Here is a 13,352-nt window from a genome sequence, read left to right as displayed (position 1 = left end):
ACCGCGTCGAGGTCGCCGAACGCGCCGCGGGAGGGAGCGCGACCTCCCCCGTCCCCTCCCGCGGCGCGACAGTGACCCTTACGAGGCCGGAGCGCCCCTTTTGATGACCCGTGACGTTTTCGGCCCCGTCCGAGGCTTCGACCTCGCCAAGCTCGCCGCGGTGCGACCGGCGCTGCAGGCCTTCGTCGATCGCGGCGAGCTGGCGGGCGTGGTGACCTTGACCTCCCAGGGCGGCCAGATTGTCCAGAGCGAGGCGATCGGCTGGAGCGATCTGGAGGCCCAGGCGCCGATGCGGCCGGACACCCTGTTCCGCATCGCCTCGATGACCAAGCCGATCACCTCGGCGGCGGCCCTGATGCTGGTCGAGGAGGGGCGGATCGCCCTGGACGATCCGATCTCGCGCTGGGTTCCCGAACTGGCCGATCCGCTGGTGTTGCGCGACGCGGCGGGGCCGCTGCGCGAGGTGTCGCCGGCCCGGCGTCCGATCACGGTCGAGGACCTGCTGACCCACCGCGCGGGGATCGCCTACGGCTTCTTCTCGGAAGGTCCACTGAAGGCGGCCTATGAGCGGGCGCTGGGCGACCCGGCCATGACCCGCCTCACCCCCGACGAGTGGCTGGCGGCCCTGGGCGGCCTGCCCCTGGCCTACCAGCCGGGCGAGCGTTTCCACTACGGCCATTCGACCGACGTGCTGGGCTTCCTGGTCGGCCGCGTCGAGGGCAAGCCGCTGCGCCAGGTCCTGAGCGAGCGGATCTTCGCGCCGCTGGGCATGGTCGACACCGACTTCTGGCTGCCGCACGACAAGCGCCGTCGCCTGGCCAGCCTCTACGCCTATGACGAGTCGTCGGGCGGCCTCGCGAAGGTCGAGCCCGAGATGTACGACGAGCCGCCGGCCTACACGCCGGGCGGCGGCGGGCTGATCTCGACGGCGGGCGACTATCACCGGTTCGCACGCATGATCCTGGGCGAGGGGACGTTCGACGGGGTCCGTCTGCTGCGGCCCGAGACCGTCGCCCTGATGCGGACCAATCGCCTGACCGACGCCCAGCGCGAGGTCCCGTTCGCGGGCATGCCGCTGTGGCGCAAGTCCGGCTTCGGGCTGGGGCTGTCGGTGGCCGAGGACGTCGTCGATAACCCCTATGCCTGCGGCGCGCCGGGCGCGATGACCTGGCCGGGCATCTTCGGCACCTGGTGGCAGGCCGATCCGGCCAACGACCTGGTGATGATCTACCTGGTCCAGCACCAGGTGCCGGTCTCGGCCGGCTCAGGCGCGACCATCGCCACGGGGCAGGGGGCGGCCGGCCGCCGCGCCTTGCCGGTCTACCAGCAGGCCGTCTATGCCGCCTTGCGGGACGTGTGAGCCGACTATCCCAGCTGAACGATAGACGAGCCCGAAGGCTCGCGGTCCGAGGAAACGACGATGAGCAACGCCGAAGCCGTTCAAGCCGCGACCGCGCCGCCCCCTGCCGCGGGAGGAGATATCGAGGCGCCGGCGCCCGACGCCAGGGCCTGGGTCGCCCTCGGGTGCCTGTGGTTCATCTACGTCCTGAACTTCCTGGACCGGCAGCTGCTGTCGATCCTGGCCAAGCCGATCCAGGACACCCTGCACATCACCGACAGCCAGCTCGGCCTGCTGGGCGGGCTCTATTTCGCGGCCTTCTACTGCTTCATCGCCATCCCGGTGGGCTGGCTGGCCGACCGGACCAACCGCGTGGCGGTGCTGGCCATCGCCTGCGGAATCTGGAGCGCGGCGACCATGGCCTGCGGCGTGGCCAAGACCTATGGCGGCTTCGCCGTGGCGCGCATGACGGTCGGCTTCGGCGAGGCGGGCGGCGTGCCGCCGTCCTACGCCATCATCACCGACTATTTCCCGCCGGGCCGGCGGGGCAGGGCGCTGGGGCTCTACAACCTGGGTCCGCCGGTCGGGGCGGCCCTGGGCATCGCCTTCGGCGCCTCGGTGGCGGCGGCGTTCAGCTGGCGCGACGCCTTCCTGGTGACCGGCGGCGTCGGCCTGGTCGCGGCCCTGGCCCTGACCTTCATCGTGCGCGAGCCCAAGCGCGGCGGCCTTGACCGGGCGGCCGACGCGCCGGCCCCGCCCAAGGCGGGCTTCGGCGAGACCTTGCGCATGTTCGTCTCGCATCCCGCCCTGATGCTGGCCGCCCTGGGCGGCGGCGCGACCCAGTTCATCACCTACGGCCTGGGCAACTTCGCCACCCTGTTCCTGATGCGCGAGAAGGGCATGACCCTGCAGGAGGTCGCCCTCTGGTACGCCCTGGTGGTGGGTGTCGGCATGAGCGTGGGCATCTTCGGCTCGGGCTGGCTGATCGACCGCTTCACGCGGGTGTCCAAGCGCGCCTACGGCCTGGCGCCGGCCATCGGCCTGATCCTGGCCGTGCCCTTCTTCCTGGCCTTCGTCTGGGCGCCCAGCTGGCCGCTCGCCATCGGCCTGCTGATCTTCCCGATGTGCCTGAACCACTTCTACCTGTCGCCCGCCGTCGCCCTGGTCCAGACCGAGGTCCGGCCCAATCAGCGGGTGATGTCCGGGGCCCTGCTGCTGCTGGTGATGAACTTCATCGGCCTGGGCCTGGGCCCGACCTATGTGGGCGCGGCCAGCGACTTCTTCCGCGCCGCGCACCCGACCAACTCGCTGCAGATGGCGCTGTTCACCCTGGCCCCGTTCTACGTCCTGGCCATCGGCCTGTTCCTGGCGCTGGCGCGGCTGCTGGGCAAGGCCCCCAAGACCGGAGCTGTCCAATGACGAACCTCTCGAAGGCGATCCTCGGCGTTATGGGCGCGCTGGCCCTTGTGGCKGCTCCCGCCCCGGCCAAGGCCGATCCGGCGCGGCCCGTGGTCGCCGCGCCCGGCGGCACGGTGGAGGGCGTCGTCGACGGCGGTCTGCTGGCCTTCAAGGGCCTGCCCTACGCCGCCCCGCCCGTCGGCGCCGGCCGCTGGCGTCCGCCCGCGCCGGCCGCGTCCTGGACAGGGATCCGCGACGCCGGCCAGTTCGGCGCCGCCTGCATCCAGCCCACGCCCGGCCCTGCGTCGGTCTATTCGACCGCCGAGGTCCCGACCAGCGAGAACTGCCTGACCCTGAACCTCTGGACCCCGTCGACCACGGGCAAGGCGCCGGTGCTGGTCTGGATCCACGGCGGTTCGCTGACCTCGGGGACAGGGCGGTCCAACGGCTACAACGGCGCCAAGCTGGCGGCGACGGGGACCGTCGTGGTGACGATCAACTACCGGCTGGGCGCGCTGGGCTATCTGGCCCATCCGGAGCTCAGCAGGGAGTCGCCTGACGGGGTCTCGGGCAACTACGGCCTGCTCGACCAGATCGCGGCCCTGCAATGGGTTCAGCGCAACATCGCCGCGTTCGGCGGCGATCCCGCCAACGTCACCATCGCCGGGGAGTCGGCCGGCGCGCTCAGCGTCATGTACCTGATGGCCTCGCCCGAAGCGCGGGGGCTGTTCCGCAAGGCGATCGCCCAGAGCGCCTACATGATCTCGACGCCCGAACTGAAGGCCGCCCGCTACGGCGCGCCGTCGGGCGAGGGGGCGGGGGTCTATGTGGCCGGGGCGCTGAAGGCGTCGAACCTGGCGGCCTTGCGGGCCATGAACCCGCAGGCGGTGACCGACGGCGCGGCCAAGGCCGGCTTCCTGCCGTTCGGGGTCGTGGACGGCAAGGTGCTGCCCCGCCAGCTGGTCGACACCTTCGATCGCGGCGAGCAGGCCCCCGTGCCGATCCTGGCCGGCTTCAACAGCGGCGAAATCCGCGCCCTGCGCTTCCTGGCCCCGCCGACGCCGACCAGCGCCGTCGACTACGAGAAGACGATCCGCGAACGCTACCGCGACCTGGCTGACGATTTCCTGGCGCTCTATCCGGCCTCGAACCTGGAGGATAGCGTGCTGGCCACCACCCGCGACGCCCTCTACGGCTGGACGGCCGAGCGGCTGGTTCGGTCGCAGGCCGAGGCCGGCCATCCCTCGTTCCTCTACCTGTGGGACCACGGCTACCCGGCCATGGACCAGGCGGGCCTCCATGCGTTCCACGCCAGCGAGATCCCGTTCATGTTCGGCAACATGGACCGCACCTCGCCGCGCTGGCCCAAGTCGCCGGACACGCCGGAAGAGCGCGGACTGTCCCAGGCCATGATCGGCTACTGGACCAGCTTCGCGCATACCGGTCGGCCCCAAGCCGCTGGCGCTGCGGATTGGCCGGCCTATGCGCCGGGCGGCGGCTACATGGCTTTCCGCGACAAGCCGACGGCGGCCACCGACCTGATGCCGGGCATGTTCGCGCTGAACGAGCGGGTCATGTGCCGTCGCCGGGCCAGCGGCGACCAGGCCTGGAACTGGAACGTCGGCCTGGTGTCGCCGGTCATGCCGGCCCCGACACCGGCCTGTCCCTGAGGGCTATCTAGCGAACGGGAAGGGCGACAGCGACTTGCTGTTCTCCTCGACCAGCAGGGTCCGGTTGATCGGCGCCGCCGCGCGCTGCGGGCAGGCCGGGCGCTCGCAGATCCGGCACGAGGGGCCGATCTCGATGGTGATCGGGTTGGCCATGTCCAGCCCGCGCGCCTGGACCAGCTTGCCGGCGTATTTCAGCTCGCAGCCCAGGCCCACGACCAACTCGTCCTCCAGTCCAGCCTGCAGGCCCGACACCCGCCGTACCGTGCGTGACAGGGTGAAGTAGCGCTCGCTGTCGGGCGTCTCGATCACCTGGGTGACGATGCGGCCGGGAGTCTTGAAGCTGTCGTGGACGTTCCAGCGCGGGCAGGCGCCGCCGAAGCGTGAGAACGGGAAGGGTCCCGCCGCGAAGCGCTTGGAGATGTTTCCCGCCGCGTCCAGCCGCATCATGAAGAACGGCACTCCGCGCGAGCCCGGGCGGCCCAGGGTGGTCAGGCGCTGGGCGGCCTGCTCGTAGCTGACGCCGAACCGCGGCCGAACCCGCTCGATGTCGTAGCCGGTGGACTCCATGGCCGCCAGGAACGGCTCGTAGGGCATCATGATCGCCGCGGCCAGATAGCCGTCCAGGAACACCTTCAGCAGCTGGCGGGTGGCGCGGTCGGGGGCGTTGAAGCGGTCGGTCAGGTCGGTCAGCACCTGGCCGCCCTCCATCAGCCCCAGCTGGTAGCACATGCCGAAGATGCGGCTGGCCGGGGCCAGGGTCTCCGACAGCATCAGGCGCTTGCGGTGGTGATCGTAGCGGCGCAGCGATCCCGTCATCACCTCCACCGGCATGACCCGGCACTGGACGCCGTACTCGCGCAGCAGCCGCTCGCGCACGGCCGGGCCCAGGTCCTGCGGATCGGCCTTCAGCCTGGCGCCGATCGCCTCGGCCAGGGTCTCCAGCTCGGTGAAGTGGTTGCGCTGGGCGCCGACAAGGTCGCGGACCCAGTCGGTCGGCGACTGGCCCGAGACCGGTCCGGCCCCGTCCGGCCGCTCGAAGGCGCCCAGGTCGATCAGCCGTCCCCGGTCCAGATAGGCGCGGTAGAGACGGGTCACCGCCTCGGCCAGGCCTGGCGACAGCTCGGCCACCTCGGCCACTTCGTGGCGACCGATGCCCAGGTCGGCGAACATCTTGTCGGCCAGCACCTCCTCCAGCCCCGCCCCGCCGCCGGGGTCGTCGGCCGACAGGCTGCGCAGGTCCAGGTCGTAGGCGTCGGCCAGGCGCAGCAGCAGCTGGGCCGTCACGGGCCGCTGGTTGCGCTCCAGCAGGTTCAGATAGCTGGGCGAGACGCCCAGTTCCTCGGCCATCCGCGCCTGGGTCACGCCCAGGTCGCGACGCAGCCGTTTCAGCCGTCCCCCCAGGAACAGCTTCTTGTCGCCCTGTTTCTTGTCTAGCGTCGCCATTCGGTCAATTTGTCACGACTTTACAGAAATTACAAAGTCGATCTTTGACAAATTGCCCTCAATAGGTTCGACCGTTCCGGCGGCGCGGCGTTAGGTCCCCAACGACACGTTTTCCTTGGCCCGCAAGGCTTACCGCCCCGGGCTCCGAAGTTGGGACCGAACGACGATGACGCAGCGCAAGACCTATGCCGACCACCGCGACGCCCTGCTGGCGCGCTATCCGAACGGCGTCGCGCCGGGCGGGGTCGACATCGACGCCATTATCCAGCTGAAGCTGCAGAACACCTTCAACACCCACCTGGACATCGCCCGGGCCATGGCGCCGGTCATGCGCGCCGACATGGCCGCCTACGACGCCGACMSSTCCAAGTWCACCCAGTCGCTKGGCTGCTGGTCGGGCTTCCACGCCCAGCAGATGATCAAGTCGGTCAAGCGCCTGCGCGGCACGACCAAGGGCGCCTATGTCTACCTCTCGGGCTGGATGGTCGCGGGCCTGCGCAACCGTTTCGGCCACCTGCCCGACCAGTCGATGCACGAGAAGACCTCGGTCGTCGACCTGATCCAGGAAATCTACGTCTCGCTGCGCCAGGCCGACGAAGTCGCGATCAACGACCTGTTCAAGGCCCTGAGCGCCGCCCGCGAGGCCGGCGACCAGGTCGCCKAGCAGGCCGCGATCAAGGCCATCGACAACTTCGAGACCCACGTGGTGCCGATCATCGCGGACATCGACGCCGGCTTCGGCAACGAGCACGCGACCTATCTGCTGGCCAAGGAGATGATCAAGGCCGGCGCCTGCTGCCTGCAGATCGAGAACCAGGTCAGCGACGCCAAGCAGTGCGGCCACCAGGACGGCAAGGTCACCGTGCCGCGCGAGGACTTCATCGAGAAGCTGCGCGCCTGCCGCCTGGCCTTCGAGGAACTGGGCGTCGACGAGGGCGTCATCGTCGCCCGCACCGACAGCCTGGGCGCGGGCCTGACCCAGAAGATCCCGGTCAGCCAGGAGCCGGGCGACCTGGCCGCCGACTACATCAAGTGGCTGAAGACCGAGCCCGTCACGGCCGACAACCCGCTGCAGGACGGCGAGCTGGCGATCATGAAGGGCGGCGCCTTCGTCAAGCCGGTGCGCATGCCCAACGGCCTGTTCGCCTTCCAGGACGGCACCGGCCGCCAGCGCGTCATCGAGGACTGCATCGCCAACCTGACCCAGGGCGGCGCCGACCTGCTGTGGATCGAGACCGACACCCCCAATGTCGACGAGATCGCCTCGATGGTGGCCGAGATCCGCAAGGTCGTTCCGAACGCCAAGCTGACCTACAACAACTCGCCGTCGTTCAACTGGACCCTGAACCTGCGCAAGCAGGTCCGCGACCAGTGGATCGCCGAGGGCAAGATCCACAAGGACAGCTATCCGGAAGGCAACTCGCTGATGTCGGCCGAGTACGACAAGAGCGATCTGGGCCGCGAGGCCGACGAGCGCCTGGCGCRCTTCCAGGTCGATATCTCGGCCCGCGCCGGGGTGTTCCACAACCTGATCACCCTGCCGACCTTCCACCTGACCGCCAAGAGCGTCGACGAGCTGTCGCGCGGCTACTTCGGCGAGGACCGCATGCAGGCCTACGTCAACACCGTGCAGCGCGAGGAGATCCGCCGCGGGGTGTCGGCCGTGAAGCACCAGCACGAGGTCGGCTCGGACCTGGGCGACACCTTCAAGGAGATGGTCGCCGGCGAGCGCGCCCTGAAGGCCGGCGGCCACGCCAACACCATGAACCAGTTCGCGGCCGAATAGCCCCGAGCGCCCTTCAACCCTTCCTTCCACCCGATCAAAGGATTCATCCCATGACCGCCACGCAATTCGCTCCCGCCGCCATGCCGAACTCCGCCGACCAGCAACGGGCGGTCGATCGGGTGGCCGAGGCCGCCCATCGGCTCAACGAGGCGGTGCAGCGGGCCATCGCGGCCGGCTATTCGGTCGAACTGGTGCGCACCTCGCGCCACCACGACGGCGCGGGCAACTGGGGCGACCAGATCGTCCCGACCGTCCGGGCTGGAGGGCCGAACGGCGCCGCCTAAGAGCGCCGGGCCCTCAACGCTCAACAAGACGTACGCTTCATCTAGTATCCATGCGGCTCCCCGGGGCAGAGGCCTGGGGAGCCGCCACCGACCACGGGAATCCACCATGCCGCTCGACGTCGCCGCCAACATCCAGATCACCGGCCCGATGGAAGGTCGCGCGGTGGAGGTGCTCACCCCCGAGGCGCTCGACTTCGTGGCCGACCTGCACCGCCGCTTCGACGCCCGCCGCCGCCAGCTGCTGGAAGCCCGCCAGGCGCGCCAGGCCCGCTTCGACGCCGGCGAGCTGCCCGACTTCCTGGCCGAGACCTCGCACGTCCGCGCCGCCGACTGGGCCGTCGCCCCGGTCCCGGCCGACCTGCTGGACCGCCGCGTCGAGATCACCGGCCCGGTCGACCGCAAGATGATCATCAACGCCCTGAACTGCGGGGCCAAGGTGTTCATGGCCGACTTCGAGGACGCCACGGCTCCCACCTGGGCCAATGTCATCGAGGGCCAGGTCAATCTGAAGGACCGCTGGCAGGGCGACCTGACCCATGTCGACGCCAAGTCCGGCAAGGCCTACGCCATGGGTCCGACCCCGGCGGTGCTGAAGGTGCGTCCGCGCGGCTGGCACCTGATGGAGCGCCACATGGAGGTCGACGGCCAGGCCGTGGCCGGGGCGCTGTTCGACTTCGGCCTCTACGCCTTCCACAACGCCAAGGCGGCCATCGCCAAGGGTTCGGGCCCGTACTTCTACCTGCCCAAGCTGGAGAGCCACCTGGAGGCCCGCCTCTGGAACGACGTGTTCGTCCGCGCCCAGGAGGCCCTTGGCCTGCCGGTCGGGACGATCAAGGCCACCGTGCTGATCGAGACCATCCCGGCCGCCTTCGAGATGGACGAGATCCTGTTCGAGCTGAAGGACCACATCGTCGGCCTCAACTGCGGCCGCTGGGACTACATCTTCTCGTTCATCAAGCGCCTGGGCCGCCGCGCCGAGTTCCTGACGCCGGACCGCTCGGCCATGGTGATGGGCAAGGCCTTCCTGGGCGCCTATTCGCTGAAGCTGATCCAGACCTGCCACCGCCGGGGCGCCTTCGCCATGGGCGGCATGGCGGCCCAGATCCCGGTCAAGGGCGACGACGCCGCCAACCAGGCCGCCTTCGCCAAGGTCAAGGCCGACAAGGAGCGCGAGGCCGGGGCTGGCCACGACGGCACCTGGGTCGCTCACCCCGACCTGGTGCCGGTGGCCCTGGAGGTCTTCGACCGCCTGATGCCGACGCCGAACCAGCGCGACAAGACCCTGGCCGACCTCGAGATCACCCACCCGGGCGGTGGGGCGGGGTGGGGGTTGACCTCCGCGCCCGTCGATGGGATTCCGGCTCCGAGGATGCTTGGCCGTGACGGACGCGGCGGCGTCGCGCGAGAACGGAACCCGATGATCGACTTCCCCGACGACATCTTCACCGAGCCGGAAGATGTGGATCTCGACACCCTGGCCAATCTGGGCCCGCTGCGGCGGCTGGCCGGCGTGTGGGAAGGCCGCAAGGGCGTCGACCTGAACCCCAAGGCCGAGGGGCCGGAGCGGCGCGACTATCTCGAGCGCATCGAGATGCAGCCGATCGATCCCCAGGCCAACGGACCCCAGCTGCTCTACGGCCTGCGCTACCACGTCCACATCGTCGCCTCGGACGAGGACACGACCTTCCACGACCAGGTCGGTTACTGGCTGTGGGAGCCCGCGACCGGGCTGATCATGCAGACCCTGGCGATCCCGCGCGGCCAGACGGCCCTGGCCAAGGGCCAGGCCGCGCCGGACGGCTCGGGCCTGGTCGTCCGGGCGGATCGCGGTGGGCCGGGCTACGGCATCTGCTCGACCGACTTCCTGGAGTGGGCCTTCAGGACCGATTCCTACGAGCTGGACGTGAAGTTCGACGCCGACGGCGGCTGGTCGTACGTCTCCACCACCATGCTGCAGGTCCGCGGCCGCACCGCGCCCTTCCGCCACGTCGACCGCAACACCCTGCACAAGGTGGCCGAGCCCCGCCTCAATCCGTCCGCGCGCGTCGCGGCCGGCAAGGCCAACCGGACCGAAGCGCACGGCTTCACCGTCGGGGGAGCCTTGGACGTTCCGGTCGTCGAATAGGGCCGGTCGTCGAATAGGGGAGGTGGTGCGGGCGGCCGGGGTCGAACCGGCATAGCCTTGCGGCTGGCGGATTTTAAGTCCGCTGCGTCTACCAGTTTCGCCACGCCCGCGCTGGTCCTGCCCGTATAGGATGGGGGGAGAGTCTCGCCAAGGGCGAGCGCGGCCCTCGCAGGCGCCCGCGTTCCCGGCACGCGCGCGAAACGTGGCTCTTACGGCTCGACGTCCCGAGCGCGCGTGATAGCGTCGCCGTTCTGGATCGCCCGGAAAGAGGGCGGGGACGGGGATTAGTGATCATGCAGCGTCAACTGGCCGCTCTGGCCTTCATCGCGGCCGCCTGCGCCGCGCCCTTGGCCCAGGCGGCCGATATCGAGGTGGTGCGCGCCGCGCGTCTGCTCGACGTGGCCACCGGCAAGTATGTCGACAACCCGCAGGTGGTGATCATCGACGGCCGGATCACCGCGGTGGGCAAGGCGGGCGACGCCACGCCGCTGGGGGCGGTGGTGACCGACCTGCCGGGCGCGATCCTGCTGCCGGGCCTGATCGACATGCACACCCACATCAGCGCCGTGGCCGAGGTCGGCGGCTACAACAGCCTGCAGTACAGCGACGCCTTCTGGAGCGTGGTCCAGACCGCCAACGCCAAGAAGACGCTGGAGGCGGGCTTCACCACCATCCGCAACGTCGGCTCCGATCGGTTCGACGACGTCGGCCTGCGCGAGGCGATCGACGAGGGCTACGTCGAAGGGCCCCGCATCGTCACGGCCACCTACGCCATCGGCGCCACGGGCGGCCACTGCGATTCGACCTTCTTCCCGCCGTCGATGGACCAGAAGAGCCCCTACAACGTCGACAGCCCCGACGAGGGCCGCAAGGTGGTGCGCACGCTGAAGAAGTACGGCGCCCAGGTGATCAAGATCTGCGCGACGGGCGGGGTGTTCTCGCACGGCGACGAGCCCGGCCAGCAGCAGCTGACCCTGGCCGAGATGACCGCCATCGTCGACGAGGCCCATATGGCCGGCCTGAAGGTGGCCGCCCACGCCCACGGCGCGGCCGGGATCAAGGACGCCATCCGCGCGGGCGTCGACACCATCGAGCACGCCAGCCTGGTCGACGACGAGGGCATAAAGCTGGCCGTCCAGAAGGGCGCCTACTTCTCGATGGACATCTACAACACCGACTACACCCAGGCCGAGGGCGCCAAGAACGGGGTGCTGGAAGACAACCTGCGCAAGGACCGCGACATCGGCGAGCTGCAACGCGAGAACTTCCGCAAGGCCCTGAAGGCCGGGGTGAAGATGATCTTCGGCACCGACGCGGGGGTCTATCCGCACGGGACCAACGCCAAGCAGTTCGCGGTGATGGTCCGTTACGGCGCCACGCCCCTGCAGGCGATCCAGGCCGCGACGATCACCGCTTCCCAGGCCCTGGGCCGCGAGAAGGACGTCGGCCAGGTGGCCGTGGGCCGCTACGGCGACCTGATCGCGGTGGACGACGACCCGCTGACCGACATCACGACGCTGGAGCGGCCGGTGTTCGTGATGAAGGGCGGGGTGGTGGTGAAGCGGCCCTGACGGGCTCGCCTCTCGCCAAACGGAGCGCCAGCGCCTAAATGCACGCGCTCCACAACGCCCGAGCCCGCCGTGATCACCTTCCAAGACGTTTCCAAGACCTATGCCGGAGGCGGAGACCGCGCCGCCCTGAGCGGGGTCGACCTGTCGGTCGCGCCCGGCGAGGTGTTCGGGGTGATCGGCGCGTCGGGGGCGGGCAAGTCCACCCTGATCCGGCTGATCAACGGCCTGGAGAAGCCGTCGGGCGGCAAGGTCGTGGTCGACGGCGACGACGTGGCGGCCCTGGGCGTCGAGGGGCTTCGGTCCCTGCGCCGCCGGGTCGGGATGATCTTCCAGCACTTCAACCTGCTGTCGTCCAAGACCGTGGCCGGCAACGTGGCCTTCCCGCTGAAGCTGGCCGGCCGGCCCGATGCCGAGGTCAAGGCGCGCACCGCCGAGCTGCTGGCCCGGGTGGGGCTGAGCGATTTCGCCGGCAAGTATCCGGCCCAGCTGTCGGGCGGACAGAAGCAGCGCGTCGGCATCGCCCGCGCCCTGGCGACCGGCCCCAAGGTGCTGCTGTGCGACGAGGCCACCAGCGCCCTCGACCCCGAGACCACCGAACAGATCCTGGAGCTGATCTCCAACCTCAACCGCGAACTGGGCCTGACCATCGTGCTGATCACCCACGAGATGGACGTGGTCCGCCGCGTCTGCGACCGGGTGGCGGTGCTGGAGGGCGGCCGCGTGGTCGAGAGCGGCCCGGTCGAGCAGGTGTTCCTGCATCCGGCCAGCGCCACGGCCCGCCGGTTCGTCACCGAGGCTGAGGGCGAGCCGGGCGAGGGCGCCGTGGTCGGCGGCCGCGTGGTGCGCCTGACCTTCAAGGGCGAGGCCACCTACAAGCCGATCCTGGGCGCGGTCGCCCGCGAGACCGGCGTCGACTATTCGATCCTGGGCGGGCGCATCCATCGCCTGCGCGAGACGCCCTACGGCCAGCTGACCCTGTCCCTGACCGGCGGCGACGTCGAGGCGGCGATCGCGCGCTTCCAGGCCGACGGCGTCCGGGTGGACCTGGTCGGGGAGGCCGGCCGATGAGCGGGTTCATGGACAATATCGACTGGTCCGAGATCGGCCAGGCCACGCTGGACACCCTGTCGATGCTGGGGGGCTCCATGGCCCTGACCGTGGTGCTGGGCCTGCCGCTGGGCGTGATCCTGTTCCTGACCGGCAAGGGCCAGATGCTGCAGAACCGCGCCGCCAACGGCGCGCTGTCGCTGGTGATCAACATCCTGCGCTCGGTGCCGTTCGTGATCCTGCTGATCGTGATGATCCCCCTGACCGTGGCCCTGGTCGGCACCTCGCTGGGCGTGGCCGGGGCGATCCCGCCGCTGGTGGCCGGCGCCGCGCCGTTCTTCGCCCGCCTGGTCGAGACGGCCCTGCGCGAAGTGGACAAGGGCGTGATCGAGGCCAGCTTCGCCATGGGCGCCAAGCGGCGGCAGGTGGTGCTGGGCGCCCTGCTGCCGGAAGCCATGCCGGGCCTGATCGCCGCGGCGACGGTCACCGCCATCGCCCTGGTGTCCTACACCGCCATGGCCGGCGTGGTCGGCGCGGGCGGCCTGGGCGACCTGGCCATCCGCTTCGGCTACCAGCGCTTCCAGACCGACGTGATGGTGGTGACCGTGGTGCTGCTGCTGGTGCTGGTCCAGGCGCTGCAGATGGTCGGCGACGCGGTGGTGCGCCGCGTCTCGCACCGCTAGGACGAT

Annotated in this window: 10 protein-coding genes, 1 tRNA gene and 1 pseudogene; 10 read left to right on the top strand and 2 right to left on the bottom strand. The window is 70.1% G+C overall.

Annotated elements, in window-relative coordinates:
- The first annotated feature begins 103 nt into the window (after window positions 1-103).
- Genes AC1U89_RS20830 through AC1U89_RS20820 form a run of 3 tightly spaced genes read left to right on the top strand, consistent with a single transcriptional unit; the run spans window position 104 to window position 4,407 of the window.
- Window positions 104-1,360 carry a serine hydrolase domain-containing protein gene (locus tag AC1U89_RS20830; RefSeq protein ID WP_479901547.1) on the top strand — a complete coding sequence of 419 codons (1,257 nt, stop codon included), beginning with the start codon at window positions 104-106 and terminating at the stop codon, window positions 1,358-1,360.
- A gap of 60 nt (window positions 1,361-1,420) precedes the next feature.
- Window positions 1,421-2,758 carry a spinster family MFS transporter gene (locus tag AC1U89_RS20825; RefSeq protein WP_479901546.1) on the top strand — a complete coding sequence of 446 codons (1,338 nt, stop codon included), beginning with the start codon at window positions 1,421-1,423 and terminating at the stop codon, window positions 2,756-2,758.
- Complete coding sequence (locus AC1U89_RS20820) at window positions 2,755-4,407, top strand: carboxylesterase/lipase family protein (protein ID WP_479901545.1); 1,653 nt, start codon at window positions 2,755-2,757, stop codon at window positions 4,405-4,407. Before AC1U89_RS20825 ends, AC1U89_RS20820 begins: the two co-directional genes overlap by 4 nt.
- Before the next feature lie 3 nt (window positions 4,408-4,410).
- Here the strand turns inward: AC1U89_RS20820 and AC1U89_RS20815 are convergent, their stop codons facing one another.
- Window positions 4,411-5,850 (bottom strand): helix-turn-helix domain-containing protein, encoded by a 1,440-nt coding sequence (locus AC1U89_RS20815; RefSeq protein ID WP_479901544.1) that lies wholly within the window; start codon window positions 5,848-5,850, stop codon window positions 4,411-4,413.
- Between the two features lie 166 nt (window positions 5,851-6,016).
- On the opposite strand from AC1U89_RS20815, the gene AC1U89_RS20810 reads away from it, so the two are divergent.
- From AC1U89_RS20810 to AC1U89_RS20795, 4 genes and pseudogenes are all read left to right on the top strand, one after another.
- Window positions 6,017-7,636 (top strand): isocitrate lyase, encoded by a 1,620-nt coding sequence (locus tag AC1U89_RS20810; protein WP_479901543.1) that lies wholly within the window; start codon window positions 6,017-6,019, stop codon window positions 7,634-7,636.
- 50 nt (window positions 7,637-7,686) lie between these two features.
- Complete coding sequence (locus AC1U89_RS20805) at window positions 7,687-7,920, top strand: hypothetical protein (RefSeq protein WP_479901542.1); 234 nt, start codon at window positions 7,687-7,689, stop codon at window positions 7,918-7,920.
- Between the two features lie 106 nt (window positions 7,921-8,026).
- Window positions 8,027-9,223 (top strand): annotated as a pseudogene (aceB, locus tag AC1U89_RS20800) (malate synthase A); the annotation flags it as partial.
- Between the two features lie 66 nt (window positions 9,224-9,289).
- Window positions 9,290-10,045: an FABP family protein gene (locus AC1U89_RS20795; protein WP_479901614.1), complete on the top strand. Its 756-nt coding sequence runs from the start codon at window positions 9,290-9,292 to the stop codon at window positions 10,043-10,045.
- Between the two features lie 23 nt (window positions 10,046-10,068).
- On the opposite strand, the gene AC1U89_RS20790 is transcribed toward AC1U89_RS20795, so the two are convergent.
- Window positions 10,069-10,155 (bottom strand) — tRNA-Leu (locus tag AC1U89_RS20790).
- Window positions 10,156-10,338: 183 nt separating this feature from the next.
- Between AC1U89_RS20790 and AC1U89_RS20785 the strand changes: the two genes are divergently transcribed.
- The 3 genes from AC1U89_RS20785 (at window position 10,339) to AC1U89_RS20775 (ending at window position 13,346) form a co-directional block, all read left to right on the top strand.
- Window positions 10,339-11,616, top strand: a complete 1,278-nt coding sequence (locus AC1U89_RS20785; RefSeq protein WP_479901541.1) for a Xaa-Pro dipeptidase — start codon at window positions 10,339-10,341, stop codon at window positions 11,614-11,616.
- 69 nt (window positions 11,617-11,685) lie between these two features.
- Complete coding sequence (locus AC1U89_RS20780; protein ID WP_479901540.1) at window positions 11,686-12,684, top strand: methionine ABC transporter ATP-binding protein; 999 nt, start codon at window positions 11,686-11,688, stop codon at window positions 12,682-12,684.
- Entirely contained in the window at window positions 12,681-13,346 is a 666-nt protein-coding gene (locus tag AC1U89_RS20775) for a methionine ABC transporter permease (RefSeq protein ID WP_479901539.1), read from the top strand. The genes AC1U89_RS20780 and AC1U89_RS20775 overlap by 4 nt, the downstream gene beginning before the upstream one ends.
- The last annotated feature ends 6 nt before the right edge of the window (window positions 13,347-13,352 follow it).

The organism is Caulobacter sp. 05T431 (assembly GCF_056665975.1).
Note: the sequence above shows the minus strand (reverse complement) of the source record. Positions and strands in the feature narration are given on the sequence as shown.